Consider the following 26,720-nt stretch of genomic DNA (forward strand, 5'->3'; position numbering starts at 1 on the left):
AGCAATTTTTGTGCTTCTTGACAACTTTGCGATCGCGCCTTAATTTAAAATAAACTCATTACAACTTTAGCTTAAAATTGCCACAAACGTCTACCCAAAGGCAGGTGGTTGTAGAGACGTGCCATGGCACGTCTCTACATTGGTTAATTGTTAGTGGTTAGTGGTTAATGGTTAGTAAGGGCGGGTTTAGTCACAAATTTATAAGCTTCAATCACAAAATATCTATCAAAACCCGCCCGTACTAGCTTGTCACCCATGTCTCCCTTGTCTCACCCATAAAGACAATTTCTGAATACTGATGCCAACCCCCTCCCCTGTTCCAAATTGGGAGAGGGGTGCCGACAGGCGGGGTGAGGGAAGTACTATCTTTGACTGCAACCTAGTATGAATCTATGCTCTAGGGACTAATGTGAAGGTAGATACCATTAAAAATCCCACCCTTGAAAAAGGGTGGGATTGTTTGTCGATCAGAGAAATAGTTTCAGACAACTTGCCACCAACCAAAAGCTGGGCCAATAAAACGGATTGTCACCCAAGCTACAACCATAAGGCCAATGCCAATCCAGGCACCGCGATTTGTCCATTTGACAAATAGTTCTGCTTGTGATTTGGTGATTGGAACCCAAGGTAAGATGCGAGTCTGTTGGCTCTTGCCGTAATCTTCTCCCAGTGCGGTTTTACGACGCTTTGCTTCACCCATTTGCTCACCTACCATGAAAAATCAAAATTTCAAATTTGACTGCATTAAATATCTGCTAAGGCTGATGATAACGCTTAATGGTCATTAGTCATTGGTCAAGATTTTTGACAAATGACAAAGGACAAATGACTAATTACTATGGAGAATTGTCTTCGCCAGATTGGGAAAACAAACTGGGATCGAGATAGTTAATGCGTGCCAAGGGACTAAGGGCAGCCAGAACTTGAGCGCCATAACTGCGGTTTACCACCCGGCTATCAAGTAGAGCCACGATACCTTGACTTTCTCGTGCTGGAGCGATCGCTCTTTGCAATTCGTTCAAAGCTGCGGGCAACAGAAACAAACGAAACCAGTCTTGATGCGATCGCTTATAATAAGCTACTCTGCCTGCTACAAGCGGATGTTCGAGAGATGGCAGAGGCAAGGTAGCAATAACGATCAGTTGGGGTGCAGGCAAAACTTTTTGATGCTCTCGCCAAAATTCCCAACCGCTAACTAAAATGCCATTTTCATCTAAACAAGTTTTTTCTACCTGCACTCGTGAGCCAAACTCTGAAGCCAGAATTGCTCCTAGTTGTGCCTTCAGCGGTACATCTCCTACTAATACAACTGTTAGTCCTGGTGATGTTGCACTCAGACAAACCAGCGTCCGGACTTTGTGAATAAACGCGGCTTGAAATTCTGGCGTGTTTGGCAAGGGAAACTGATGTGGTACGTACAGTTGAATGGCTTCTGTTTGGCTGTCCGAGAACTTCAGACAAGTCAATTCCCCACCTAATCCAAAGCGCTGGCGAAAAATCGGAGCTTCCGTTTCCGGTTCTAAAGTGCTGCCAATTAACACCACAGGTTGCCGCTGCCAAATCGGTGAAAGTATTTCTGCTATCTCAATCGGAGCTATGTGTAAAGAAAATAAGCCTTGACGACGGGCAACAGTAGCCCAGAGGAGGGGAGGGGGAGAGGGGGAAGAGTGCTGGAATTGTTGCCAGAAGTGTTTCCAAGCATCTGGCAGGCTAGCGATGTCCAAAGCCGAACAAAGACGGCTCAATATCTCTATCTCTGTTTGGGAAATCAGATAACATTCGTAGGGATTAGCAGGATGCTGGAATAGTTCGTGTGTCAGTTGTACCCGTGCAGAGCGAATTTCCTCAGCGATGTGCGGACAAGCAAGCATGAGCTGATCCCAATCATGGGCTTCCCAAGTGATGGTGAGGCGATCGCGCACCCAATCTTCTAGATCGTCCACGCCATCAATAATTGTAGGAATGTCACTGGGAAAATTATTATTGAGCGCAAGTTGTCCTTTTAACCAAGCTTGAGGGGAAACCAACAAAAGCCCTTGGAACTCACCACCAGGCCAAACGTCACCTGTTCTAATCGCTTTGTTGACTCGCAGCCACTGCTGTAGGCGGGGAATTTCTACTTTCGCAAGACGTTGTTGCACAGCTTCAGGTGCAACAATAATCACAGGGCCGTGCCACATCAACGCTGATGCCACGAAGCTTGTACGGTAACGCCCTTGATAGCCACAAGCTGCACCTACTTGAATTAAGGCGCTACGTCCTAGGCGCAGAGCGCGTGCTACCAACCGTGCCATCGTCAAATGATGGGGCCAGGAAGGGAAACCCGCCTGCGATCGCAGGAAGTTATGTAGTGATAAGTGAACTTCTGCCTCAATCACACGCTTTTCATCCCATACAAAGTGATTTTACTTGTAACAACCCCATTTCTATTATGTTGTTAGTTGTTAGTTGGTAGTTGTTAGTTGTTTGGAATTTTCCCACTAACAAACAACCACCAACAAAGAACCACTAACCAATTACCCTGAATTATGGCAACCTATACAGGAATTTCCAGCGAAGCTTTTAGGCATCCCCTAGATCGGCAAGCCGAGCAAGCCTTACGCAGTTTACCAGGATTTGATTTAGTTGCCCGTAAATTTGTGGAATTTGTCTACGAACGCCCCCAGCTAGTCTATCTAATGGGCAACACCATCCAAGTTGGGCCTCGTCAATATTCCACTATTTACCAGATGTTTCGGGAATGCGTGCGGGATTTGGATATTTATCCAGAACCAGCACTATTTGTATCACAAAATCCCCAAGCCAATAGCTATGCAATGGGGCAGGAGCATCCATATATAGTCATAAATACAGGGATTTTAGACTTACTGAATGAAGCCGAAACTAGGGCGGTGTTAGCCCATGAACTGGGGCATATTAAATGTGGTCATACTATTTTAATTCAAATGGCGATTTGGGCGATGAATACCGCTTATGCCCTTGGTAGATTTACTTTTGGCATTGGTAATTTTGTAACACCAGCCTTAATTTATGCCTTTTTTGAATGGCGGCGCAAAGCCGAGTTATCAGCCGATCGTGCAGCGTTGCTAGTAGCAGATGACTTAAATATCGTGATGTCATCAATGATGAAAGTTTCAGGTGGCAGTATAAAATATGCCAACGAATGCAGTTTACAAGAGTTTATTCGTCAGTCAGAAAATTATCAAGCACTGGATGAAGATGGACTTAATCAAGTGTATAAATTTTTGGTATACAACGGTGCTCAAGGCGAAATGCTCAGCCATCCTTTTCCTGTAGAACGCGTGCATTATCTGCAAGAGTGGGCAGTATCAGAAGAATATCAGCAAATCAAGAGAGGGAATTATGCGCGATCGCCCGCATCCGGAGCAGTTGATGTCACACCAACGGACACTACCCAAAACAAAGAAGTAGAAGATTTACGGCGACAAATTGAAGAATTGCAAAGGGAAATTAATAAAATGAAGAAATCGGAGTAATTAAAAATGGGGTAATTTGAAAATACTTTGTGTCTTTGTGCCTTAGTGGTTAAAAAATCTTGAACCACCAAGACACCAAGACACTAAGAGTCAAATAATTTTCATGCTGAGGAGTGCACGCGGTTGATGACGGCTACTTATAAATTTTTCAAGATGACTATCAAATTTACTAAGTTCCTGTCTGTTTTAACTATAGTTATTGCCTTTATTTTCTTCTTACCAGGAATTGTTTTGGCAGCACCGGCTAAACTCGATACAATCTCTACTGCTATTGTTGCCCAAACAGCGAAATCATTCTCAGAAACTGATTTTACTCCACAGGTGCGGCAACAACTCCAGGCTGTGCGACAACGCCGAAACCGCGAGATTCAGAAAGTTTTAGATTCATCTCAAGTCGCCCAATTCACTCACAATCTACGCTCTGGTAATAATTTTCATCAAGCTCTAGAAAAACTTCACTTGCAAGGCGATCAGAAGGAAATGGTAGAGGCGATCGTGAAAATTTGTGATTTGAAAATAAAGGCAATTTTATCTCGTTATTCACTGCAAGCAGGAAAATAATTTTTGTGGCAGTGCATATTTCCGAGATGGATAAAGTTAGGAGATGTACAGTAAAATTTGTTGCTATCGCAAAGGCAAAATTGTTACCTGCACTGTAAAAGCGTGTTCAAATTGAGTTTAGTGTTCCCCTAATTTAATCACAGAAAATATAGATGAGTAATCTTCGTGAGCAAATGACATTTTCATAGCCATTTCCAAAATTTTCTTTACCCCTTCGATACTGTTAACATTCAAACCAGCTGTTTTAGCTTCTTCGATAAAGAAATCAGTATCTTTCATCAAATGTTTTGTTGGAAAATTAGGATTGGCATAATTGCCATCCAGCATTCTTTGTAGCTTTTTGTCAAAAGTTGGCGCGTAAAGAGCACTCTGGCGCAGAATGTACATAAACAAGTCTTCATCGATGCCATAACGCTGGACAAAGCTAAGACTGAGAGCGAAAGCTGTTGTTAGCGAAGCAATCAGTTGATTTAAAGCTAGTTTCAGCGCTGCACCAGTTCCTACTGGGCCAACAAGGACAGGCTCTGGACTAAAATGTTTTAATAACTCTAAGTGGCGCTGATATTGTTCTTGATGTGCGCCTACCATTACAATCAATTTGCCAGCTTGTGCTTCTGAGATGCTACCAAGTACAGGTGCTTCTAAATACTCACCACCTGCGGCAACTACTGCATCTCGAATTTCTCTACTTTCGGTAGGAGTAATAGTTCCCATTTGAATAACGCTGCGTCCTGCTACAGCTTGCGAAGACTGATCTGATAGCAACACAGTATAAATCGCTGCGGCATTGGTGAGCATCAGAATTACACAGTCAGCAGCGCGAATGGCTTGATGGGGCTTCTCTACTATTTCCGCACCTGCTGCCTTGAGGGGTTCTAACTTTTCTGGGGTGCGGTTGTAGGCAATTAGCTGGACTTTTGCTTCTAACAACTTCTGCGCCATCGGCAGCCCCATTAATCCAGTCCCCAGAAATGCTACCTTCATTTTTGACGTTCCTCTGGTCGAGCGATCGCTTTTTTCGTAAATATTAGACATGGGTTAAGAAAAGTCAAAAGAAATTATTTATCTTTTGACTTTTGACTTTTGACTTGATTTAGCCGCCTGCGGCAAAAGTAACCATAATCATCACTGAAAGTAAAATACCAGGAACGAGTAGCACGATTAACATTAATAGGTCATGGGTGGTCATAATTATTACCTTCTGAATGTCTATTTTTTCACTGTCATCAGTGTTATGTTAAGTTAACTATTCCCCAAGCGAGATTAACAAAATTTTAAATTTTTTAGATTGATGCTGGTTCGGGCATGCTAAATCCCTTCAGTGGTTGAGATATTTCTGTCTCTGTCAATCCTTTAGTTTGCAGTAAAACACTAAATCTGCCCAATCCAAAGGGATCTAAAAGCTGGTGTAATGCATCTCGCCGTCGCAGCAACTCAGAGATTGGCTGCTTTGTATAGGATAGAGACGCAATGCGATCGCCCAAACCCAGTGCCATCAAAAACAATTCTTGCTGCGTCAAACCCACTTTAGTTAATCCGCAGCGTTCACCCCATCGTTCTAAAGCAGTAAAGTCAACATGAGCTGTGATGTCTTGTCGCCCGATATTGATATAGGGGTTATTATGACGCTGATGACGCCAGTAGCACTGTAGCGTCCCTTGCGATCGCCTAGGATTATAGTAACGGCTGGCGGGATAGCCATAATCTATAGTTAGCACATACCCTCGCTGCAAACGGTCTGCTACTACACTTAACCAATCCAAAGCTGCTAAATTTACCTCACTGCGGTAGCCCTCTGGATAGAGATTTTCTGTAAACTGAATGCCAACTAAATCAAAATATTCAACCAGTTTGGGAGTGGAAGGTTCACCTGTGATTTCTGTGAATGCTTGAGGGGGAGAGGGGGAGAGGGGGAGAGGGAGAAAGGGGGAAGTAGGAGAAACCAATGACTCTTGACCATTGACTATTGACTCTTGACTATTGACTCTTGACTCTTCCTGTACAGTCACATAAATTTCCTGCAATTGTCCATTTTCGAGAATGAACTGATGCACTGGCAAAGCATCCACCAATTCGTTAGAAAAAAAGCAGCCAATAATGGAGTCTTCTGGTATTTCTTCTAAACTGCACCAGCGTACTGTAAATTCTTGCAGGCGTTGTTGTTGTTCTTGCTTTAAACGCGGTGACTTTTCTACAATTACATACTCTAGTGCTGCAAAAAAATCTGGATAGCGCTGCTGTACATACTTTAGAATATCCCATGCTAAATGCCCTTGGCCTGCACCCATTTCTACCAGAGAAAAACGCATAGGTTGACCTAAAATTTCCCACATCTGGAAAAATTGCTCAGCCAGCAACTCGCCAAAATCTGCACCCAGGTGAACAGAAGTGAAAAAATCTCCCTGCTTGCCAAGGTTCATTGCCTGAGTGGAATAGTAGCCGTAGTCAGGGTGATACAATGCCATTTCCATGTATGCAGCGAAAGTGATTCGCTTTTGGGGGCTGGTGGTAATGTAATCGGCTATGGCAGTACACAGCGTTGGATGAGAATCCATAAACTTTGAGATTGAAAATTTTAGATTTGATACGAATAAGTTCAGCACTATGTTGAGTTTTATCAATTCAGGCTGAATGCGCTTTGCTTTCAGGACATAAAATCGTTACCCAAATAGTAATGCTCAAGTAGGTAGATTCAATATTTGTACTCATCTCAGTTGTTTAGCTTAGAATCGATGTAAAAGTATAAAGCTTGTTGCTCCTATGCCAGCTATATCTACTACTAACCTTCCCCCTTTGGAAAGTGGCGATCGCTTGACTCGCTACGAGTTCGAGCGCCGCTATCAGGCAATGCCACAGAATATTAAAGCAGAATTGATAGAAGGAGTAGTGTACTTGGCATCACCCGTACGTGCTAAAGGTCATGGTAGACCCCATGCTCAAATTATTGGTTGGTTGCTAGTTTATAGTGCTGCAACGCCTGGAGTAGACTTGCAGGACAACGCCACCGTACGCTTAGATCCTGATAACGAACCCCAACCCGATGCACTATTGCGAATTGAACCAGAGGTAGGCGGCAAATCTCGCATCAGTGATGATGATTATATTGAAGGCACACCGGAATTAATTGCAGAAATTGCTGCTAGCAGTGCTGCTTATGACCTCAACGACAAACTCAATGCCTATCGCCGCAATGGAGTACAAGAGTATATTGTCTGGCAAAGTTACGAAAATCGCCTAGATTGGTTCACACTTCACCAAGGGCGATATATCTCGCTAGAACCAGATGCAACCGGAGTAATTCGCAGCCAGATTTTCCCTGGATTATGGTTAGCAGTCAACGCTTTACGAGAGGGTGACATGGCTGAGGTTTTAGCTGTTGTTCAACAAGGATTGCAAACAGCGGAACATCAAGCATTTATAGAGAAATTGAGGAGATAATCTTGTGCAGGACAAAAATCTGAGCAACCAACAGACAAAGAAAAAGGGTAAGTCGCTTCCTTCTGGGATCGTCATCCGGTTGGGAAAATTTGTCTGGACGACTCTTTGGCAGATCATGATGTCGAATCTTGCCCCCCGCAACAAATCGGGAGAGTACATCCGTCCTGCCAGTCAGTTCCGGAACTCCATCAGCACGGAAGCAGGCAATCCCTACCAACCACAAGCAGGACGCTATCGTCTTTATGTTGGTTTAGGATGTCCTTGGGCACACAGAACCCTAGTTGTGCGATCGCTCAAAGGTCTTGAAGATGCCATACCAGTATCTATTGTGTCTCCTTCACCGAACGAGGGAATCTGGGTTATCAACCAAGAAGAAGAAGGTTGCCGCACTCTTCCTGAACTGTACAATCTAGCACAACCAAGTTACAAAGGGCGCTGTACGGTTCCCGTGCTGTGGGATATGCAAACCAAGACGATCGTTAACAATGAAAGCGCGGAGATTATTGTGATGTTGAACTCTCAGTTCAACGAGTTCGCAACCAATCCCACACTTGACCTTTATCCGGAAGAACTGCGTGAGCAAATTGACCGTTGGAACGAGAAAATCTACCATGCGGTAAATAATGGCGTGTATCGCTGCGGCTTTGCCCAAACTCAAGTAGCATATGACAAAGCTTGTAACGAACTTTTCGCTACTTTGGACGAAATTGACGCGGCACTAGAAATAAGTCGATACCTGTGCGGAGACAGAGTCACACTGGCGGATGTACGTTTGTTCACTACCCTATTCCGCTTTGATATAGTCTATTACGGGCTATTCAAGTGCAATCGCAAGAGAATTCAAGACTATAAAAATCTAGGTGCTTACTTGCGTGACTTGTATCAGCTTCCAGGAGTTGCGGACACCTGCGATTTAGAAAGTGTAAAGCGAGACTACTATGGCAACCTTTTCCCACTCAATCCTGGCGGGATCATCCCCTGTGGCCCTGATGTTACAAGTCTTTTGGAACCACATCGTCGTGAAAGTATAGGGTTAGGTGTTAGTGGTTAGTGGTTGTAGAGACGTGCCATGGCACGTCTGTACATTGGTTAGTGGTTAGTGGTTGGTTGTTGATTTTTACTAATTTCTCCATTATCTGGAAACAGATTTTTCCTTCTGCTTTCTGCCAACTGAGTCTCCTACCTTTTACTATTTTTAATTTTTATTTGCTGATTAGGAAAAACTAATCAGTTTATTATTTTTCTTGCTCGATAATCTAATAATCCTGCACTAACTCTAGTTCTTCCACTTAGTTCTAGAGGCGAGGATCTGTCGTTTTTACAAAACCATGTAGAGATTTGCTTGGTCTACATTTAGGAATTTCGCTGCTTATACCAGAGAAATACCTCGCTTCAATAGTACTCTGTTTTTTCTTTTTCGATTATATAAGCGGCTAAGTATGGCGAAATGTAAAAAACTGCTTAAGAAATCTCAATATTCTTAGAAAAACGTAACAAAATCAACATAAAGACAAAATCCATCAACACAGCAACTATGCTGTGGCGGATGACTATTGCACCACTAATTTGACCGAACACTAATTAGATTTAAATCTAATTAGTTTATAACAAATTATGAAAACGGAACAATTTCAAATCTTGCTACGTTTCTTCAAAGCTTTGGCTGATGAAAGCCGATTAAAAATTTTAGCTTTTCTGGCTAACCAAGAGTGCAGTGTCGAAGAATTGGCGGTATTGCTGCAACTTAAAGAACCGACAGTATCTCATCATTTGGCGAAATTAAAAGAAGTAAATCTAGTGACCATGCGTCCTGAAGGTAATACTCATCTTTACCAGTTGGATGGCAATACTTTACAAAGCTTCAGCAAAGAAATTTTGACACTACAGAAGATAGCTTCTTGGGTTGAGGATGCGGATATAAAAGTATGGGAAAGCAAGATACTCCAGACTTATATAGAAGGAGAACGTCTTAAAGAAATTCCTGCGAGTCGTAAAAAACGCTTGGTAATTTTGAAGTGGCTGGCAAACAAATTTGAAGTGGGAGTTCAGTACTCAGAACGTACAATTGATGAAATTCTCAAGCGTTACCATCCTGATTTTTCTAATCTCAGACGGGAGTTGATTAGTTATCATTTAATCCACCAAAAAGACGGGATATATTGGCGTTATACAGATTAATCGAGAGGAATTGTTGACGAAGCCATAAGACAAAGAGGAAAGGATGAAAATAGAGCCGAAAACAGAAGCTTTAATAATTTTTACTCAGCAGTGGCAATAATTTTGCTATATTTATTAAGCAGAACAACCAAATTAAACGTAAAATGCATCCTGTAAGACCCCCGAGTTCTCACCAAAAGTTGGGTATCTTACAGTATGAAATTTTATATGCTGTATAAACTTAGTATTCATTAGTTCATGATTAATATTTCATTAATGTGTTTGCGTCTGGAAGTATCACTATTAATATTTCTTTTTGCTTTTACTCGTTCAATTCTGTACCCTTCATAGGCTAGCTCAAAAATTTATCATTTGATACCATTTCACAAAAACTCTGATACAAATACAGACAGTGTAGAGACGCGAAATTTCGCGTCTCTACAAAATTTATATGTATCGTGATTAACGTGAAATGGTATGAGTCTTCGTTTTTTGGGTCGGAATTGCTCAAAATTAACTTTGCACCTTTACTATATCGAATAGCTGTAATATTTATGAGCGAGTTAACTATATCTATAGTACAATAGTACTATATCAGTGTTATTTAATGATTTGTTAGGTCAAACAATGGTCGCAGTCAATAAGCTAGTAAAACCGTTTCTGAAGTGGGCAGGAGGAAAAAGACAACTTGTTCCATTAATTGTAGAAAATTATATTCCTAAAAATTATAATTACCAAACCTACTATGAACCTTTTCTTGGCGGAGGAGCGCTCTTGTTTGCTTTGCAACCTAAAAAGGCTGTAATTAATGATAGTAATACTGAACTAATCAATTGTTATAAAATTGTTAGAGACTCAGTTGATGAACTAATTGATGATTTAAAATCTCATGAAAATAATGAGGAGTATTATTATGCCATTAGAGATTGGGACAGGGAAGAAACTTTTCAAGACAAAACACCAGTACAACGAGCATCAAGAATTATTTTTCTGAACAAGACTTGTTACAATGGCTTATTTAGAGTTAATTCTCAAGGACAGTTTAATGTGCCTTTTGGTAAATATAAAAATCCAAATATTTTAGATGTAGCTGTTTTAAAAGCTGTAAGTAAATATTTGAATGATAACGAAATTAAAATATTAAATTTAGATTTTCAAGATGCTCTTAAAGATGCTAAAAGAGGAGACTTTGTGTATCTTGATCCTCCTTATGATCCGGTTTCAGATACTGCTTCTTTTACTGTCTATGATGTAAATGGATTTAATAAAGATGAACAAATTAGGTTAAAAGATACATTTGATGATTTAGACAGAAGAGGTTGTAAAGTTCTATTGAGTAATGCTTATACAAACTTCATCACAGACTTGTATGAAGGTTATAAATATACAAAAATATCAGCAATTAGAGCTATCAATTCAAATGCAAAAAAAAGAGGTAAAGTAGACGAAATATTAGTAAAAAACTATGAGTGACTTATCGATTCAAAGACAAAAATCTAAAAATGATATTGCCTGGGAAAAGTTATTTCAAAAATATCATATTCTAGAAAATATATCTAAGATAGGGTTTTTTGAAATAGACTCTGCAAGTATTAATGAATTCAGAGAAAGTAGATTAATGGCAATGCTCCTTAGTGCGTCAAGAATTTAAAATTTAATAGTCATTTGTCATTGGTCACTAGTCAAGAGTTAGTAGTTAGTGGTTAGTGGTTAGTGGTTAGCTGTCTCCCCATCCCCCCTTCGGGGAATTAAAAATGTAAAATTAAAAATTAAAAATTTTGAATTTTGAATTTTGAATTTTGAATTGACTACTCCCCATCTCCCACTCCCCCACTTTCCCACTTGCTGTCTTCTACTCATTTTCCTAAATAAGCTTCTAAAACTTTGGGATTACGCTGAATTTCCTCTGGTGTACCGTCAGCCAAATTTTGCCCTTCGGCAAGTACCCAAACGCGATCGCACAATGACATGATCACATCCATATTGTGTTCAATAATCAAAAACGTCATCCCTCCCTTATTCCAGGCGACAATGCGATCGCATATGTCATCAATCAGTCTGGGATTCACCCCAGCCGCAGGTTCATCCAACAAAATTAATTTGGGATTAGTCATTAGCGCCCGCCCAATTTCCAACAGCTTGCGTTGTCCGCCAGATAACCCACCGGCGTAATCGTCGGCTTTATGCACTAAACCCACCGATTCTAATACAGCCATCGCCTGTTGTTGCAGCTGCTTTTCTTCTTTGGCAACCACATGGGGTTGCAATTGCAACTGCCAAAAATTCTCACCGGTTTGTTTTTGGGCTGCCAGTAGCAGATTTTCCAGCACTGACAATCGAGAGAGGGCGCGGGCAACCTGAAACGTACGTACTAACCCTTGTTGGGCAATTTTATGGGGCTGCAAGTGCTGAATGGGTTCACCATCAAAAATCACTCGTCCTTTATCGGGACGGATGAAGTTAGAAAGTAAGTTAAATAAAGTGGTTTTACCAGCACCGTTAGGGCCGATCAAGCCAGTAATGCTGCCAGGTGGTACTTGAATTTCGGCGTTGTATACCGCCTTAATGCCACCAAAGCTTTTGCAAAGTCCACTCGCAGCTAATAAGGGAAATTGGGAAGAGTCGTTATTTACCAAGGGTAAGTTCCTCCTTTTTGCCTAAGATACCTTGAGGACGCCAAATCATCAGCACCATCAAGATCAGTCCTATTACCATGATGCGAAATGCACCCAATTGATCGGAGGAAAGATTAGTGAAAATTTTCGGCAAAAATTCACGGGTGAGGGTATCGTAAGCAAAGTAAATGACTGCACCTAAGATAGTGCCAACATTATTACCGGAACCTCCTAAGATCACCATAATCCAAGCATCGAAGGTAAGCTGCGGCTGGAAATTATCAGGGTAAATAGCGCTAAGTTGCCATGCAAAGAAAGCACCAGCAATTCCAGCGATCGCACCGCCTAACATAAAAGATTGCAATTTATACCAAAAAACATTTTTTCCTAGTGCTTTAGGAACTTGTTCATCTTCGCGGATGGCTTTCAGAATTCGACCCCAAGGCGATCGCACCAAAATTTCCAATCGCCAGAAAACAAAAGCCAATACTACCAGCGACAACAGCATCAAACCCGCTTTCGGATTGTAATTATATAGGGCAATCACCCCAGAAATATAAATTGCCGCTGACAACAGTCCTAAGATAATTCCTATCACTAGACGCGATACAAACTCTTGCTTTTTACTAGCCCGCTTGAGTGAATCCTTCGGACGTATCCAGCGCCACAACCAATAAAAAGTTATACCAGCAACCAGCGTCAGCACCCCAATCATCAGCAGTTTGACAAACAAATTGGGTTGCAAATTCGCTAGCGGTATAGGATAGCTTTGCACGCCAAACGCCCCAGATATCCAGGTGTCACCTACAGGTAAATCCTGATTGTTAACGATCAGACGAATTACTTCTCCAACACCGATAGTGACAATCGCTAGATAATCTTCCCGCAAACGCAGAGTCGAAAAACCAATTATCAAACCTAACAATGCTGCTAAAACACCCCCAATTAATGCCGCCAGCAGCAGAGGGACTCCCTTTAAACTTAATAACACAGTTGTATATGCCCCTAGCGTCATGAATGCCACATGACCAAAGTTAATTAAGCCTGTAAAACCCCACTGTAAATTCAGTCCCAGACTGAATAAAGCAAAAATTGATGTAGAAATTGCTAAGAAAATGAGATAGTCAACCATATTTAGTCATTGGTCATTGGTCATTAGTCAAAAATTATTATCCCTATCTTCCCCTACTTCCTCTACTCTCTCCATCACCCCATCTCCCTATCTCCACTCTCTCGTTAACCAAAGCCTACTTTGTGACAACTCCCCCGCTAACTGCTTTTGAGTTAGCGGCAGCATCTCAAATTCACATAAGAGACTTGCTGCCTCATAGGCTGGGTATCCCCTAAGCCTCCGCAGCCAGGAATCGGTAGTCCAACCGACCCAAAATTTAAAAGATTGATTGCGCTGTTCCAGTCTCGGTCAATAACCAGATGCGCTCCTGCTTTGGGAGAGTTAACACGCGGGAAAGTGAATGAGCAAATATCACCATGCTTTTTAAAACGCGGACGTCCTCCTCGCTTGCCGTTCTTATCTGGTATTAACCACCGTTTCCAAGCCTTATCTAACCTCATTAGGTTTTGTTGCTGGCAGTCGGCATAAATGTTTTTATATTCAGCAAATAGTTCTTTAGTTTGCTTGAGGTCACTTGCTTGTGTGTAATAATCAGCTTTCTCTGAAATCTCACCAATTGGCTCACAAACCAAACTACAACGGTCAATTTGGCATCTTGAACGATTTAACCAATCCAGTCTTTGTCCTAACGCATAGTTGTAATGGCGACGCAGCAACTCACCCCAGGCTTCCATTGTGACGACCTGCTGTGGCGTGGGGTTGAGTTTGTACTGGTAAGTTAGTAGCATATAGTCATTGTACAGCATATTTCCGTACATGTCATGACTACTCGCATAGATATCAGGTTGCCAGAACAAGAGCTAGAAATTCTTAAAGCCTATTGTGAACAAGAAGATAGAACTCAAACAGAGGTAATTCGTGAATTCATTCGTAACCTTAAAAAGAAAATCAAGAAAAAGATTGACAATTAAAGAGGCATCGAACCTCTTTAATTGTCCCGCAATTCCCCTCACCGCCAAACTTTGTTGTGGCGGGAGTACCCGAAGGGAGGTCTAGATGGGAAGACTAAATGTTGATTGTACTAGGCAGATGTATTATGAACTTGCTGCGAATCAGAATCCATCATTTAATAGAGCAGTTAGCCGACGAGGAGTTGGAAAGTGTTTGGAATGCCGTTTACGCCCTACATTGTGATTTTTACATGCTCAAAGGCATACAAGAAGTCAAGCGATCGCAGCAACCTTGGGACACTTTAACCCATGAAGAAGCTATCCGATTGTTAACTTTTTCATAAGGGTTAGGAGTTAGTGGTTAGTGGTTAGTGGTTAGTGATTTACTTACTCTCTCCACTCTCCCACTCCCCTACTCCCCTACTCTCCCACTCTCCCACTCCCCCACAGCCCCCAACCCCAAAGGGGGCCCCTAGCCCCCACTCTCCCACTCCCTGTGAATATGGAAGTGCGCTATGCGCGGTCTTTTTTAATAGACCTCAAGAATTTAGAACCAGCTGCCTATCAGCGGGTTTATGATTTTGTCTTTGTTGAGTTTGCAGATAAAAGGCAACTGCATTGCCTGGAACTACGCCAACTCGATGGAGAAGGTATTTTTTACCGTTTTATTCTCGATAATTATTTGGTTGGTATAGAACTAAGGGGTGAAATCGTGAAATTTTTGCGAGTCATACCAATGCCAGATGTGTAGAGTCAGCAGTGTGTGAACATTTAAAACTGTATTAGAGGGACAAAGCTTGCTCTATCCTTGGCTTAAACTTGTTTTTGAAAATCACTTTACTTGAGATTTCCCTATGGACGCTACGGCACTTTGGCAACGATACCAGAAATGGCTATATTTCCATGAAGGATTAGGATTTTACCTAGACATAAGCCGGATGGGCTTTGATGATGCCTTTGTGGAGGCGTTACAGCCAAAGTTTGAGAAGGCTTTTGCGGATATGGCAGAACTTGAGAGGGGAGCGATCGCCAACCCTGATGAAAATCGTATGGTTGGACATTATTGGTTGCGAAACCCCGATTTAGCGCCTACTCCAGAACTGACACAAGAAATTGTCAGTACCATAGAGCAAATTGAAGTATTTGCCGAAAAAGTCCACACAGGTGCAATTCATCCCCCCAAAGCTTCCCGCTTCACCGATATTATCTCTATTGGTATCGGTGGTTCTGCCCTCGGTCCCCAATTCGTTGCTGAAGCTTTAGCCCCAGACTTTCCACCACTGGCTATCCACTTTATCGACAACACCGATCCAGTGGGTATAGATCGCGTTTTAACTCATGTGCGAAACCGCCTTTCTAGCACTTTGGTATTGGTGATTTCCAAATCTGGAGGTACACCAGAACCACGCAATGGGATGACGGAGATCAAAAAAGCCTACGCCGGACATAATTTGGATTTCGCCAATTATGCGATCGCAATTACCATGCCTGGTAGCAAGCTGGATGAACAAGCAAAATCTGAAGGCTGGTTAGCCAGGTTTCCCATGTTCGATTGGGTAGGCGGACGTACTTCTGAACTGTCTGCCGTGGGGCTATTACCGGCAGTATTGCAGGGTATTGATATCCGTGCCATGCTGGAGGGTGCGAAAGAAATGGATGACGCTACCCGCATCCCTGAGATCAAAAACAACCCAGCGGCATTGTTAGCCCTGTCTTGGTATTATGCTGGCAACGGCAAGGGCGAAAAAGACATGGTGGTTCTACCTTACAAAGACAGCCTACTTTTATTTAGCCGCTACTTACAACAGTTGGTGATGGAATCCTTGGGTAAGGAGAAAGACTTAGAAGGTAACATTGTTCATCAGGGTATTGCCGTGTATGGTAACAAAGGTTCAACTGACCAACACGCCTACGTCCAGCAGTTACGCGAGGGTGTGCCGAATTTCTTTGCTACCTTCATTGAAGTATTGGAAGACCGTAAAAGTCCATCCCCAGAAATCGAACCCGGAATCACGTCAGGCGATTATCTTTCCGGTTTTCTGCAAGGAACCAGACAAGCACTGTACGAAAATCATCGCTATTCGATTACAGTTACCATCCCTCAAGTTAATTCCCGCACTGTCGGGGCATTAATTGCTTTATACGAACGCGCTGTTGGTTTGTATGCCAGTTTAATCAACATCAACGCCTACCATCAACCAGGGGTAGAAGCTGGCAAAAAAGCCGCCGCTGCGATTCTTGACTTGCAAAAACAAGTAGTGGAAGTTCTGCAAACAGAAAAAGCACCTCTGACTCTAGAGGAAATCGCCCAGAAAGCAGGTGCGACAGACCGAATTGAGTCAATTTACATAATTCTGCGTCATCTCCACGCTAATCAACGGGGTGTAGTTTTACAAGGTAATCTCGCTCAACCCAGCAGTTTAAAGGTCTCTATCGCCTGATAGATTTAACAACTCCTTTACCATATTTGGTGTAATATTGTTCACTTGTAACAATATTTCATAATTGAGCATCTTAAATTGAAGTTCAATCTTCAATCTTTAGGATGCTTTTTTAGGACATTGTTTATGAGTGCAAGAAGAATAGCAATTCGTAAGTTGGAATCAATTAAAGGGGGAATGGCTGAATTCTTCACCCCCCAAGCCAGTCACGAAACAATGCTCGTGCAGATTCCGCCCAATACGGTCGATGATTTATTTGTTCACAAATCGCAAACTGACCAATTACTCGTAGTCAAAGGCGAATTTGCGATCGTAACTTTGATTGACAAACAATATCAGTATATTCCCTTAAGTGAAGATTATCCCGTAGTAGTAACTATCCCACCAGGAGTGCTGCACGGAGCGATAAATCTCAGTTCGCAGATGTGTGTTGTCGTGAATGCAGTGCTGCGTCATCGGCCAGTTCAAGAGCGGGATTATATTACTCGTGGACGACCATTTCCTTACGATTTGGCAGCGGTTACTCAAGCATTGAAAAATCTGGAAGCTAGAATTCAAGAAGCCAATGTGAGATGAAAAAATGACTACAAAATTTTCTTGGCTTGTAGTAAGCATGCTTTGTGCTTACTACGAACCATGTGTAGTTCTAGTTTTTTGACGTAAACCTGTACCTAGGCGTTCGCTTGTAGTGTGACTAGCGTGGATTTTTAAACAGCTTTGTTCCAGCCTTGACCCTGTAGCTGATTAATTCTGTTAAGTTAGAATAAATTATATAATTTCATATTTTGCAAATAAATTTTTCAGAATATTCGATGATGTCCTCATCAGGCTAGCTCAACAAACAAACAGATTCTGAACTTGGCAATAAAGACTTTCAGAATTATAAGCAGCTTTTGAGCGAGCGCGGTAGTATTAGAAATACCCTTAAGGCTTGCAACAATCATTTACAAGTCTTAAAAAGTAAAGTAACACCGTATTTAGATTATCCAACTGCGATCGCCGTTGGTATAAGTCTATATGCTCAAATTAGGATAGAAAAATAGCTTGTTCTCTAGCCAGAAGCAAATTTTTGACGGCAGCGGTGCAACTGTTGACTGTAACCGAACAGTTATTAGCTAATGCCGTCTTATATGTCAAGGACTGTCTTCGCCATTTGACGAAACTGCTGTTATGAATTCCAATAACAGAAATTCTACTACCCTAAAAAAGGAGAATCGCGGTTTGGTAATCGATCGCTGGAAGCAGGATTTAAAAAATGACCTGATTGCTGGTTTGTTGGTGGTAATTCCCCTAGCAACTACTATTTGGCTATCGATTACCATTGCCAGCTGGGTCATTAACTTTCTCACTCGCATTCCTAAACAACTGAATCCTTTTGATGGAATGCACCCCATCTTAGTTAATCTACTAAATCTGTTAGTGGGACTGATGGTACCGCTGTTGAGTATTCTCTTGATTGGCTTGATGGCTAGGAACATTGTTGGACGGTGGTTGCTGGATTTTGGTGAGCGAGTCCTACAAGCGATTCCTTTGGCTGGACAGGTATACAAAACTCTCAAGCAACTTCTGGAAACAGTACTCAAAGATACAAATGGCAAGTTCCGCCGTGTAATTTTGGTAGAGTATCCCCGCCAGGGAATTTGGGCGATCGCTTTTGTAACTGGTGTTGTCAGCAGTGACATTCAAACTCACATGTCCCGCCCCATGCTCAGTATTTTTATTCCCACGACTCCCAACCCTACAACTGGATGGTATGCAGTAGTTCCCGAAGATGATGTAGTTAACCTGTCGATGTCGATAGAAGATGCCTTTAAAATCATAGTTTCTGGTGGTATCGTTGCCCCCAACACACCCCTAACTTCTCTAATTATTACCAAAGACCGCCAATTGGAAGTGTCACCTATAGAACCAAAACGGCAAGTTTTTCCCGTCGAAGATACTTAAAATCAATCATGTTTAGTTAATAAGCAGGCGTTGCTGATATACTTTTAACTCCATTGATTTCTCTAAAACACTCCTCATACTCCCTCACTTAAACTTTTATGCAACCTCGGAAACCCCGTCAAATCGCCCGTGAATTGGCGCTTTTGAGTCTCTCTCAGCTGCCAGCCAATCCAAAAAAACTAACTGAAGACCAACTACCGAAATTAGTGCTGGCAGCAGTACGCACCTTAAGATCGGAAGTGCAAGATACTCTGGATAATGCCGTTGGCGAACTGCAACGCAGTAGCGATCGCCTCTTAAGTAGCCAAACTCGCGCCACTGATGTGAATACCGCAAGAACTATGGTGAAGGAGGCTATCTCTTACACTCAAACTGCAATCAACCAACTGAGTGCAGCAATTGAGTTTCCTGAATTGATTCAGTTAGCCAACCAAGACAAAGAAGTTAGCAGATACGCCATTGAAATTGTCAGAACAGTCGATGAAGAGCGAAAAAATATAGATGAACAAATAGGTACGGCTTTAGTAGATTGGCAAGTGACTCGCCTCGCTCAAATTGATCGCGATATTTTGCGAATTGCTGTGGCAGAAATGCTGTATCTAGGAGTTCCTAACAGCGTGGCGATTGACGAAGCTGTAGAACTAGCCAAACGTTACAGTGGCGAAGAAGGCCATCGATTTATCAACGGTGTTCTGCGCCGAGTCACGCAGCAGCAAAAACAAACTGTTTAGATTGGTTGGTGGTTGGTTGTTGGTGGTTAGTGGTTAGTAGTTAGTAGTTAGTGGTTAGTGGTTGCTGGTTATTTCCAATTCCCAATGACCAATGCCCAATGCCCAATGCTCGATGTCCACTCCCCCATCTCCCCTTCGGGGAATTAAAAATGTAAAATTCAAAATTTTTAATTTTTAATTTTTAGTTTTTAATTGACTACTCCCCACCTCCCCACTCTTTTTTGGCGCGATCGCAGCTTGAGATATTTACTTGGTAGTGTGGAGATAAATCATCACTAACATAATTAGCTGCAAATGGCTTTCAATTGGTTTCGTCGTAAATATAACGAATCTCCAGATACTACCTCCCCAGAACAACAGGCAGAAACTCCTGTTGTAGAACCATCTTCCCCAGAATCAGCAGCAACGCCAACCCCAGCAACAGAACAACCAGTAGCGACAGATTTGCTGGCATATGCTAAAGCTGCTTACAAAAATATTCAGCAAAAGCAACAACCCCAATCAGTCGAAACTCCACCTAGTAGTGAAGCAATAGCTGAGGCTGCACCAGAAACATCGGTATCGGAAGATACTGCCACAACAACACCATCACTAGAAACTGAAACAACAGCAGTTGAAGAACCAGCTGTCACAGTTGCACCAATCGCAGAAGCGCCACCTGCTACAGCAGAAGAAAGTCCAGAAGTTGTAGTCGAGGAAGAGGTAAAACAAGAAGAGATAACACAACCAGCAACGCCTGTATCCTTGTTAGAACGAGCAGCAGCAGAACGACAAGCAAAGCAGGAACGATTAATTGCTACCGCGATTGAAGTCACAGAACCGGAAGAAGTACAACCAGCAGCAGCTGCCACTACTACTGCAACAGTAACAGAAGAAATACCCGAACTAGCTTTTGATGAAGGATTTTTGTGGTCAGCGGAAGTGCTGGCGGCACAAGGTAGGCGTGTAGAAGATATTTCGATTGAGGAAATTACCTGGCTAAAAAGGCTACGGCAAGGCTTAGACAAAACCCGTCGTAACATTGTCAATCAACTCAAGGCAATTGTCGGTCAAGGCCCGCTGAACCAAGCTGGGGTAGCAGAAATTGAGGCATTGCTGTTGCAAGCTGATGTGGGTGTAGAGGCGACAGATTACATCATCAACGCTTTACAGAAAAAGCTGCGCGAAGAAGCTTTGCCACCAGAAGAAGCGATCGCCTACCTCAAACGCATCCTGCGGGATATGCTGGATGAGCCGATTCATAAATCTCAAAAGCCTTTGTTTGCCCCCGAAAAAGATACTTTGAACATTTGGTTAATTACCGGAGTAAACGGGGCTGGGAAAACCACTACTATCGGCAAAATTGCTCACTTGGCGCAAAAATCCGGCTACCAATGCTTGATTGGGGCGGCGGATACTTTCCGCGCTGCTGCTGTGCAACAGGTGAAGATTTGGGGCGATCGCAGCGGTGTAGAAGTCATTGCCAATCCGGGTAAGAATACAGATCCGGCTGCTGTAGTGTTCGATGCGATTGCAGCGGCACAAGCCCGGGAAACAGAATTACTTCTGGTAGATACCGCAGGCAGACTTCAAAATAAGAAAAATTTAATGGAGGAACTCAGTAAAATTCGTCGGATTATCGACAAAAAAGCCGCCAACGCTAAAGTAGAATCACTATTGGTTCTTGATGCCACTTTGGGTCAAAATGGATTGCGGCAAGCAGAAGTGTTTTCCGAAGCTGCCAATCTCACTGGTGTGGTATTGACCAAGCTAGACAGCACTGCTAAAGGAGGCGTTGCTCTTGCGGTTGTGCAGCAGTTGGGTTTACCAATTCGCTTTATTGGTGCTGGTGAAGGCATCGAAGACTTACGTCCTTTTTCCAGCTACGAGTTTGTCGAAGCACTTTTAAGTGGCTAGTGTAAGAAAGCAGCTATGCAGGAGGCAGCAGGTAAAAAGCTTGTACTGTAAGTTTTTTGTCTGTTCTTAACACTCAGATTATTTCTGCCTTCCTGTACTAGCTATTTCTGCCACACAACACTGATTGAAGAGTTTTTTTCAACACTAATAAATTTAGACTTACTATATCTGATATTATTCAGTTGAATCGCTTGAAAAGAACATACTGAAAAAAGCGTAAGTCCAACAAACTGTTAGTTGGTGATAAAAGGCGGGAAACCTTTGCTAGAATTGCAACTTAATGCTTTCTTTGACCGACTCACAAAAGGTATGTAAAACATTGCTGCAAAAAGTCTTATTTGATGTAAGTTTATTGGAATAGTACTTACAAACTCTTTCCCAGGATTTGCCGATCAATGCCCCAAAATATTCTCTGAATGTAGTTTAAAGAGTGTAAGTGTAATAACATGACTAAAACATCATCATATCTAATGTTCAAGTGAAATATCTTGAGTTATGATTTTCTTCTGAGTTTTTTAAATAACTTCTATTTCTTAATAGAAGAAGTTCAACAGCATCCTCTTTGTATAATTTCAAAATGGTAAAACCCCTCATGTACTTTACCCCTCAGTTTCAAAAGTGACAATGAAAAAGCGACACCTATACCTAATTTTCCAGCAGATTTTTATCTCTTAAGGTATATGACATAGTAATAAAATTATGAAAAAATTTAGAGCCTTCAGTTACTTAGTAAAAATTACTGCTGTTGATAGATCGGTTTTAGACTAAAAATACATCACTTGAAATACCTAGGATTGATGAAGAAATGAGATCGAAAATGAAAAACTTGTAAAATTTACACTTACGTCTTTCTACTCTTGCTAAACTGACGAATCTTGTCTCAATATGGTTTAGCGATTCCAAACCCAGTTGATTAAAAAGTAATCTCGAATCTGCTTATTGAAGTGAAATAATACCTGTGCTTGTGCCTAAACTGCCTTCTGAACCCACCGACAGTAATACTAGTGCCGCAACAGATGTTACCCCAGTTGTGGCGCTGAAAGAACTTGTGGCAAGGCTGCACCGGGAACAGAACAAGATCCAAGATTTGCTAAGTTCTTTAGGATTTGCCCTCAGAAGCTTTAACAACTTAAATCAGTTTTTAGAGTTGATACCCCTAATGGCAACAAGAGTTACAGATGCCGACGGTAGCGCACTGTTTCTCTACAAACCCAACGGTCAAGTCAGGCTAGAACAGCTTCACTGGCAGGACAGTCGCCAAAGGAAAGATATCCGCAAAGCACTAGAAACAGCAAGTAGCCAAATTACACATACGCCAAATACATCGCCGCTAGCAACTACCACAAGTATTTTGGATGCTCAAATGCATCAACATCTAGGGCCGGATGTGCAAGTCTTTGGCACGGCAATTCTGGTCAAGCATGTAGAACGGGGATGGCTTTATGTTTTGAGCCGCGATCCAGAGTATAGTTGGACGGAAACCAGACAAAAGTTAGTCCGGTTAGTGGCAGACCAAACCGCAGTAGCGATTGAAAACGATGAACTTGCTGTAGAACTAAGGAAAAAAGAACGCCTAGACCAAGAACTAGAAATTGGTGCAGAGATTCAACGGCGACTTCTGCCACGCCAATGCCCTACTATTCCTGGTGTAGTTCTGGCTGCACGTTGTAAACCAGCTAATCGCGTGGGTGGAGACTACTACGACTTTATTCCTACTAATCAAAATTTGATTTTGCCGCCAACCGTAGATGCAATGGCGGAACCTAGTCGTTGGGCTTTGGTGATTGGTGATGTGATGGGTAAAGGTGTTCCCGCAGGGCTAATTATGACAATGATGCGGGGAATGCTACGGGGAGAGGTGCTGCACAGTAACACTCCTGCCCAGATTCTCCAAAATTTGAATCGAGTCATGTATGCGGATTTAGAAAATTCCAACCGCTTCGTCACATTGTTTTACTCAGAATACGACCCGCAAACCCAGATTTTGTCCTATAGTAATGCTGCACACAATCCTCCGATCTGGTGGCACGCCGCCACGAAAACTGTAACGCGCTTAGATACTCTAGGAATGCTGATTGGTTTGGATGCTAACAGCCAGTACGAAGATGGTCAAGCCAAGTTAGAACCGGGAGATACAATTATTTACTATACAGATGGCTTGACCGACGCAGCCGCCGCAAGTGGCGATCGCTTTGAAGAAGAAAACTTCGTCGATGAATTCAGCGCTGCTTGCAGGCGTTGCGATACCCCACAGGAAATTCTAGATTACCTGTTTGAACGAGTACAACAATTCATCGGTACTGAGAAACAAAATACCGATGATATGACGTTGGTTGTGTTGCAAGTTGATAGTCAATAATCATTAGTCACTTGTCATTGGTCATTAGTTATTACAAATGACAAAGGACAAATGACTAATGACAAACATTAAATTAATTGCTTGGGAATCATCTTGGTGATGAGCGATCGCTATCCCAGTATGATGGTCAAGTATTTGACCTTAACTTTATTTTTATTGCCTTACTTTTCAGAATTTTATAAGTATTATTATTAACATAAGTTAACCGATTATTACGTTAATCTAATTTGTTTTGTTATCGACAAGCTAACGCTAACCAAATTGGATAGGCATAAGAATCTACAGCAAGCAGCTTTGAGCCTTCATAGGTATTGAATATACTATTGGCTGTGAACTGAAGATTATCGAGTAAACGGGCGTCATCACCAAAAGCTTCAAAAGCAAGACTCCACCAATCGCGATCGCTAATGACAAGATGGGTTAGTTCCACACTACAACCATTATCGATATTTTCTTTACTAGATACAGGTTGTAGTGAAAATTCAGATGAGACCTGGTAATGTTGTGAATAGCGAACTTTTTTAATACTTACCCAAGCAGGATGGCTGAAAATCTGTTGTAGTTGAGAACTTTCTTCCATTGGATCTTGACAAAGCCATTTAGTCCATTTTTCAACTTTGCCCTCAATAAATTCGCCAATAGACATCACGCCTAACTCTGCTTTACGCCATTTGATTTCCAGTTGATCTTGCCGTAATTTGATTCCCAAAAATTCACATTTGGGAGAGTAAAGATATAAATCTTCTCGTGCTTCTGGAGATTGTATTGGCTGAACTAGACAATTCTGCTCAAACCAATGTTGGATGTCTTCTGGTACCTTACCAGGGTAAAACCAGCGCAGTTCGTAAGTTGTCAGCATCCGTGGCACAATGAAAAACGAAAAATTACACTCGCCTTGTGTTGCTTCCAGCCTAAAGGAATTAAAACAAATGTGGAAACGAATTGCAGTAATTTTGCTATTGGTGTTTAGCTTCAGCTTAACTAATTACGGTTCGGCTACTGCTGCTGCACTCAAAAGCTATGTAAACACTAACGATGGCTATCAGTTCTTATATCCTAACGGCTGGGTGCAAGTTAAAGTTGCTAACGGTCCTGATGTAGTCTTCCACGATTTGATCGAAATGAGTGAAAATATCTCTGTTGTAATTAGTCCGGTACCGGAAGCCAAAACTTTAACAGAACTAGGTACAGCTGGTGAGGTAGGATATAGACTAGGAAAAAATGCTCTTGCTCCTGAAGGTTCAGGACGGACAGCCGAATTAGTCAACGCCGAACAGCGAGAATCTAACGGTAAAACTTATTACAAATTAGAGTACTTAATCACGCTTCCCAATAACCAAAAACGCCACAATCTGGCCAGTGTTGCCACCAGCCGGGGTAAACTTTTTACTTTTAATGCCTCCATTCCCGAAAAACGCTGGCGGAAAGTCAAAGGCATGATTGAAGAATCTGTTGATTCTTTTTCTGTGTATTAGTCATTAGTCATTGATCAAAAGTTAGTAGTTAGTAGTTAGTGGTTGGTTTTTGGTTGTTGGTTGTTATTCTCCCACAGCCCCCAACCCCAGAGGGGGCCCCTAGCCCCCACTCTCCCCCTCTCCCACTCTCCCCACTCTTCACATATGGGCATTCCTCAATTTATACTCGCCTCTGCTTCACCGGCGCGACGCCGCTTGCTGCAAACTGCTGGTATTGAACCAGTTATTTGTCCTAGTGATTTTGATGAGTCGCAAGTCAAACTTAGCGATCCAGCACAATTGGTGCAAACTCTTGCCCAACGGAAAGCGGAAACTGTAGCCCCTCAGTTTCCATCTGGTTTGATCGTGGGTTGTGATTCAGTTTTAGCTGTTAATGGTGAAATTCACGGCAAACCAAAAAATGCAGAAGAAGCATATCAACGTTGGCAAATGATGCGAGGTAATATTGGCGACCTATACACTGGTCATGCCTTAATTGACCTTTCTCACAACCGCACTTTAGTCAAGTGTCAGGTAACAAGAGTTTACTTCGCGTCAATAAGCGATCGCACTATTGATGCATATGTTGCTACAGGTGAACCCCTCAAGTGTGCTGGGGCTTTTGCCTTGGAAGGCCGTGGTGGTTTGTTTGTAGAAAAACTCGAAGGTTGTCACAGTAATGTGATTGGGCTGAGTTTGCCTCTACTACGGCAAATGCTGGTAGAACTTGGGTATGAGGTGACTGATTTTTGGAATGAGTGTTAGTGGATAGTGGATAGTGGTTAGTAGTAAAAACAATGAACCACTAACTACTAACTACTAACCACCAACTACCAAAAACTAACAGAAGCGCATCCTGCCCTAATAGAGTTATGATATCTGCCATATTAATTAAGAACGCCCCTGTGAGGAGTTATTTGCCAGTGTCATGTTTATTCTTAAAAGGCAGGATGTTGAAATATCGACTATTGGGCACCCAAAACGGGATCAGCAAGTACCAATCCTCCATTATCAGGGGCAGACCTTTAGATTAATTAGCGTCTTCAAAGCTAGTCAAGAAGAAGAAGCCAAAGCCTTGTGGAGAGAATTGACCGATAACAAAGGCAAAGCCTGTGTTTTATTGGAAGAACCTGAACGTTTTAGCGTTTGGGGTAAAATCCGTTTAGATCAACTGAGTGGCGACACGGGTAGCCATAGTAAAATTAGTATTTTTACTCAAGCTAGTATTTTGCTGCTGCAAGCTGTGTATATGGATATAGAAGATTTTTTAGGTGCTAGGCAAGCCGCATTATTTCAGAAAGAAATTGCGGAGATTTTGCAGCAGTGGCAATTTCCCCAGGTATCTTCGCCCCTTGAAGTCAAATTCTTGCTAGATATGAATCCACTGACTGTGCCAGTGCCTGATTGGCAAGAACATCATGTCATTACCTTCTTGCAAGACCTGCATCGGTTGGGAAAAGCCTATTTTGGCAATACTAATTTTGCCCATCCTGTGGCTGATAAATTACAAGATATGCCTCAAGGAGAGCGATCGCTATTCATCAGTTGGCTAAATCAGTCTCCACTGAGTAAACTGTGGCATTAGCATCTATCAGTGTTTGTTGA

General features: G+C 42.1%; 27 protein-coding genes. 19 read left to right on the plus strand and 8 right to left on the minus strand.

Annotated features, from left to right (window positions below; all coding sequences use genetic code 11):
- Window positions 1-481: 481 nt before the first annotated feature.
- Window positions 482-700, minus strand: a complete 219-nt coding sequence (locus HXY43_RS02575) for a DUF2839 domain-containing protein (protein WP_026730886.1) — start codon at window positions 698-700, stop codon at window positions 482-484.
- A gap of 136 nt (window positions 701-836) precedes the next feature.
- Complete coding sequence (locus HXY43_RS02580) at window positions 837-2,378, minus strand: ATP-dependent DNA helicase (RefSeq protein WP_290879646.1); 1,542 nt, start codon at window positions 2,376-2,378, stop codon at window positions 837-839.
- A gap of 150 nt (window positions 2,379-2,528) precedes the next feature.
- Between HXY43_RS02580 and HXY43_RS02585 the strand changes: the two genes are divergently transcribed.
- Both HXY43_RS02585 and HXY43_RS02590 read left to right on the plus strand, forming a co-directional pair.
- On the plus strand, window positions 2,529-3,497 hold the full coding sequence (locus tag HXY43_RS02585; protein WP_026730888.1) for a M48 family metallopeptidase: 969 nt from the start codon (window positions 2,529-2,531) through the stop codon (window positions 3,495-3,497).
- Window positions 3,498-3,650: 153 nt separating this feature from the next.
- Window positions 3,651-4,058, plus strand: a complete 408-nt coding sequence (locus tag HXY43_RS02590; RefSeq protein ID WP_290879649.1) for a hypothetical protein — start codon at window positions 3,651-3,653, stop codon at window positions 4,056-4,058.
- A gap of 117 nt (window positions 4,059-4,175) precedes the next feature.
- Here the strand turns inward: HXY43_RS02590 and HXY43_RS02595 are convergent, their stop codons facing one another.
- Both HXY43_RS02595 and HXY43_RS02600 read right to left on the minus strand, forming a co-directional pair.
- Entirely contained in the window at window positions 4,176-5,093 is a 918-nt protein-coding gene (locus tag HXY43_RS02595) for an NAD(P)-dependent oxidoreductase (RefSeq protein ID WP_269320999.1), read from the minus strand.
- Between the two features lie 248 nt (window positions 5,094-5,341).
- Window positions 5,342-6,613 (minus strand): class I SAM-dependent methyltransferase, encoded by a 1,272-nt coding sequence (locus HXY43_RS02600; protein ID WP_290879654.1) that lies wholly within the window; start codon window positions 6,611-6,613, stop codon window positions 5,342-5,344.
- A gap of 205 nt (window positions 6,614-6,818) precedes the next feature.
- On the opposite strand from HXY43_RS02600, the gene HXY43_RS02605 reads away from it, so the two are divergent.
- The 5 genes from HXY43_RS02605 (at window position 6,819) to HXY43_RS02625 (ending at window position 11,304) form a co-directional block, all read left to right on the plus strand.
- Window positions 6,819-7,496 carry a Uma2 family endonuclease gene (locus tag HXY43_RS02605; protein WP_290879657.1) on the plus strand — a complete coding sequence of 226 codons (678 nt, stop codon included), beginning with the start codon at window positions 6,819-6,821 and terminating at the stop codon, window positions 7,494-7,496.
- 4 nt (window positions 7,497-7,500) lie between these two features.
- Entirely contained in the window at window positions 7,501-8,547 is a 1,047-nt protein-coding gene (locus HXY43_RS02610) for a glutathione S-transferase family protein (protein ID WP_290879660.1), read from the plus strand.
- 563 nt (window positions 8,548-9,110) lie between these two features.
- Window positions 9,111-9,674 (plus strand): metalloregulator ArsR/SmtB family transcription factor, encoded by a 564-nt coding sequence (locus HXY43_RS02615; RefSeq protein WP_290879662.1) that lies wholly within the window; start codon window positions 9,111-9,113, stop codon window positions 9,672-9,674.
- A 606-nt stretch (window positions 9,675-10,280) separates the two neighbouring features.
- Complete coding sequence (locus tag HXY43_RS02620; protein ID WP_290879665.1) at window positions 10,281-11,126, plus strand: DNA adenine methylase; 846 nt, start codon at window positions 10,281-10,283, stop codon at window positions 11,124-11,126.
- Complete coding sequence (locus HXY43_RS02625; RefSeq protein WP_290879667.1) at window positions 11,119-11,304, plus strand: hypothetical protein; 186 nt, start codon at window positions 11,119-11,121, stop codon at window positions 11,302-11,304. Before HXY43_RS02620 ends, HXY43_RS02625 begins: the two co-directional genes overlap by 8 nt.
- A 205-nt stretch (window positions 11,305-11,509) precedes the next feature.
- On the opposite strand, the gene HXY43_RS02630 is transcribed toward HXY43_RS02625, so the two are convergent.
- The 3 genes from HXY43_RS02630 to HXY43_RS02640 form a co-directional block, all read right to left on the minus strand.
- Window positions 11,510-12,289, minus strand: a complete 780-nt coding sequence (locus HXY43_RS02630; RefSeq protein ID WP_290879669.1) for an ABC transporter ATP-binding protein — start codon at window positions 12,287-12,289, stop codon at window positions 11,510-11,512.
- On the minus strand, window positions 12,279-13,400 hold the full coding sequence (locus HXY43_RS02635) for a branched-chain amino acid ABC transporter permease (protein ID WP_290879671.1): 1,122 nt from the start codon (window positions 13,398-13,400) through the stop codon (window positions 12,279-12,281). Before HXY43_RS02635 ends, HXY43_RS02630 begins: the two co-directional genes overlap by 11 nt.
- A gap of 152 nt (window positions 13,401-13,552) precedes the next feature.
- Window positions 13,553-14,128, minus strand: a complete 576-nt coding sequence (locus HXY43_RS02640) for a helix-turn-helix domain-containing protein (RefSeq protein ID WP_290879673.1) — start codon at window positions 14,126-14,128, stop codon at window positions 13,553-13,555.
- Window positions 14,129-14,161: 33 nt separating this feature from the next.
- Here HXY43_RS02640 and HXY43_RS02645 point away from each other — a divergent pair, with 33 nt between their 5' ends.
- The 9 genes from HXY43_RS02645 (at window position 14,162) to HXY43_RS02685 (ending at window position 23,661) form a co-directional block, all read left to right on the plus strand.
- Window positions 14,162-14,311, plus strand: coding sequence for a ribbon-helix-helix protein, CopG family (locus HXY43_RS02645; RefSeq protein WP_290879675.1), 150 nt, complete (start codon window positions 14,162-14,164; stop codon window positions 14,309-14,311).
- Window positions 14,312-14,436: 125 nt separating this feature from the next.
- Window positions 14,437-14,634 carry a hypothetical protein gene (locus HXY43_RS02650; protein WP_026730899.1) on the plus strand — a complete coding sequence of 66 codons (198 nt, stop codon included), beginning with the start codon at window positions 14,437-14,439 and terminating at the stop codon, window positions 14,632-14,634.
- A 158-nt stretch (window positions 14,635-14,792) separates the two neighbouring features.
- Window positions 14,793-15,041, plus strand: coding sequence for a cytotoxic translational repressor of toxin-antitoxin stability system (locus HXY43_RS02655; RefSeq protein WP_290879741.1), 249 nt, complete (start codon window positions 14,793-14,795; stop codon window positions 15,039-15,041).
- Window positions 15,042-15,144: 103 nt separating this feature from the next.
- Window positions 15,145-16,731 (plus strand): glucose-6-phosphate isomerase, encoded by a 1,587-nt coding sequence (locus HXY43_RS02660; RefSeq protein ID WP_290879677.1) that lies wholly within the window; start codon window positions 15,145-15,147, stop codon window positions 16,729-16,731.
- A gap of 126 nt (window positions 16,732-16,857) precedes the next feature.
- Entirely contained in the window at window positions 16,858-17,307 is a 450-nt protein-coding gene (locus HXY43_RS02665) for a dTDP-4-dehydrorhamnose 3,5-epimerase (protein ID WP_290879679.1), read from the plus strand.
- A gap of 594 nt (window positions 17,308-17,901) precedes the next feature.
- Window positions 17,902-18,675, plus strand: coding sequence for a DUF502 domain-containing protein (locus tag HXY43_RS02670; RefSeq protein WP_290879682.1), 774 nt, complete (start codon window positions 17,902-17,904; stop codon window positions 18,673-18,675).
- A gap of 98 nt (window positions 18,676-18,773) precedes the next feature.
- Window positions 18,774-19,406 (plus strand): transcription antitermination factor NusB, encoded by a 633-nt coding sequence (gene nusB, locus HXY43_RS02675; RefSeq protein ID WP_290879684.1) that lies wholly within the window; start codon window positions 18,774-18,776, stop codon window positions 19,404-19,406.
- A 294-nt stretch (window positions 19,407-19,700) separates the two neighbouring features.
- Window positions 19,701-21,302, plus strand: a complete 1,602-nt coding sequence (ftsY, locus tag HXY43_RS02680; RefSeq protein ID WP_290879686.1) for a signal recognition particle-docking protein FtsY — start codon at window positions 19,701-19,703, stop codon at window positions 21,300-21,302.
- A 958-nt stretch (window positions 21,303-22,260) separates the two neighbouring features.
- Window positions 22,261-23,661 (plus strand): PP2C family protein-serine/threonine phosphatase, encoded by a 1,401-nt coding sequence (locus HXY43_RS02685; protein ID WP_290879688.1) that lies wholly within the window; start codon window positions 22,261-22,263, stop codon window positions 23,659-23,661.
- Between the two features lie 235 nt (window positions 23,662-23,896).
- Here HXY43_RS02685 and HXY43_RS02690 read toward each other — a convergent pair whose 3' ends face one another.
- A complete protein-coding gene (locus HXY43_RS02690; RefSeq protein ID WP_290879690.1) occupies window positions 23,897-24,520 on the minus strand; it encodes a hypothetical protein in 624 nt (207 codons plus the stop codon).
- A 70-nt stretch (window positions 24,521-24,590) separates the two neighbouring features.
- Between HXY43_RS02690 and psbP the strand changes: the two genes are divergently transcribed.
- The 3 genes from psbP (at window position 24,591) to HXY43_RS02705 (ending at window position 26,700) form a co-directional block, all read left to right on the plus strand.
- A complete protein-coding gene (gene psbP, locus HXY43_RS02695; RefSeq protein ID WP_026730910.1) occupies window positions 24,591-25,136 on the plus strand; it encodes a photosystem II reaction center PsbP in 546 nt (181 codons plus the stop codon).
- Between the two features lie 144 nt (window positions 25,137-25,280).
- Window positions 25,281-25,880 carry a nucleoside triphosphate pyrophosphatase gene (locus tag HXY43_RS02700; protein ID WP_290879693.1) on the plus strand — a complete coding sequence of 200 codons (600 nt, stop codon included), beginning with the start codon at window positions 25,281-25,283 and terminating at the stop codon, window positions 25,878-25,880.
- A 163-nt stretch (window positions 25,881-26,043) separates the two neighbouring features.
- Window positions 26,044-26,700: an Npun_F0813 family protein gene (locus HXY43_RS02705; protein ID WP_290879695.1), complete on the plus strand. Its 657-nt coding sequence runs from the start codon at window positions 26,044-26,046 to the stop codon at window positions 26,698-26,700.
- Window positions 26,701-26,720: the final 20 nt, after the last annotated feature.

This window comes from Fischerella sp. (genome assembly GCF_013388695.1).
Classification (GTDB): domain Bacteria; phylum Cyanobacteriota; class Cyanobacteriia; order Cyanobacteriales; family Nostocaceae; genus PCC9605.

Coding starts and splice junctions, on each gene's coding strand:
- HXY43_RS02575 (WP_026730886.1), bottom strand. CDS start 700: ATGGGTGAAGCAAAGCGTCGTAAAACCGCACTGGGAGAAGATTACGGC.
- HXY43_RS02585 (WP_026730888.1), top strand. CDS start 2,529: ATGGCAACCTATACAGGAATTTCCAGCGAAGCTTTTAGGCATCCCCTA.
- HXY43_RS02590 (WP_290879649.1), top strand. CDS start 3,651: ATGACTATCAAATTTACTAAGTTCCTGTCTGTTTTAACTATAGTTATT.
- HXY43_RS02595 (WP_269320999.1), bottom strand. CDS start 5,093: ATGTCTAATATTTACGAAAAAAGCGATCGCTCGACCAGAGGAACGTCA.
- HXY43_RS02600 (WP_290879654.1), bottom strand. CDS start 6,613: ATGGATTCTCATCCAACGCTGTGTACTGCCATAGCCGATTACATTACC.
- HXY43_RS02605 (WP_290879657.1), top strand. CDS start 6,819: ATGCCAGCTATATCTACTACTAACCTTCCCCCTTTGGAAAGTGGCGAT.
- HXY43_RS02615 (WP_290879662.1), top strand. CDS start 9,111: ATGAAAACGGAACAATTTCAAATCTTGCTACGTTTCTTCAAAGCTTTG.
- HXY43_RS02620 (WP_290879665.1), top strand. CDS start 10,281: ATGGTCGCAGTCAATAAGCTAGTAAAACCGTTTCTGAAGTGGGCAGGA.
- HXY43_RS02625 (WP_290879667.1), top strand. CDS start 11,119: ATGAGTGACTTATCGATTCAAAGACAAAAATCTAAAAATGATATTGCC.
- HXY43_RS02635 (WP_290879671.1), bottom strand. CDS start 13,400: ATGGTTGACTATCTCATTTTCTTAGCAATTTCTACATCAATTTTTGCT.
- HXY43_RS02640 (WP_290879673.1), bottom strand. CDS start 14,128: ATGCTACTAACTTACCAGTACAAACTCAACCCCACGCCACAGCAGGTC.
- HXY43_RS02645 (WP_290879675.1), top strand. CDS start 14,162: ATGACTACTCGCATAGATATCAGGTTGCCAGAACAAGAGCTAGAAATT.
- HXY43_RS02650 (WP_026730899.1), top strand. CDS start 14,437: ATGAACTTGCTGCGAATCAGAATCCATCATTTAATAGAGCAGTTAGCC.
- HXY43_RS02655 (WP_290879741.1), top strand. CDS start 14,793: ATGGAAGTGCGCTATGCGCGGTCTTTTTTAATAGACCTCAAGAATTTA.
- HXY43_RS02660 (WP_290879677.1), top strand. CDS start 15,145: ATGGACGCTACGGCACTTTGGCAACGATACCAGAAATGGCTATATTTC.
- HXY43_RS02665 (WP_290879679.1), top strand. CDS start 16,858: ATGAGTGCAAGAAGAATAGCAATTCGTAAGTTGGAATCAATTAAAGGG.
- HXY43_RS02670 (WP_290879682.1), top strand. CDS start 17,902: ATGAATTCCAATAACAGAAATTCTACTACCCTAAAAAAGGAGAATCGC.
- nusB (WP_290879684.1), top strand. CDS start 18,774: ATGCAACCTCGGAAACCCCGTCAAATCGCCCGTGAATTGGCGCTTTTG.
- ftsY (WP_290879686.1), top strand. CDS start 19,701: ATGGCTTTCAATTGGTTTCGTCGTAAATATAACGAATCTCCAGATACT.
- HXY43_RS02690 (WP_290879690.1), bottom strand. CDS start 24,520: ATGCTGACAACTTACGAACTGCGCTGGTTTTACCCTGGTAAGGTACCA.
- psbP (WP_026730910.1), top strand. CDS start 24,591: ATGTGGAAACGAATTGCAGTAATTTTGCTATTGGTGTTTAGCTTCAGC.
- HXY43_RS02700 (WP_290879693.1), top strand. CDS start 25,281: ATGGGCATTCCTCAATTTATACTCGCCTCTGCTTCACCGGCGCGACGC.
- HXY43_RS02705 (WP_290879695.1), top strand. CDS start 26,044: ATGTTTATTCTTAAAAGGCAGGATGTTGAAATATCGACTATTGGGCAC.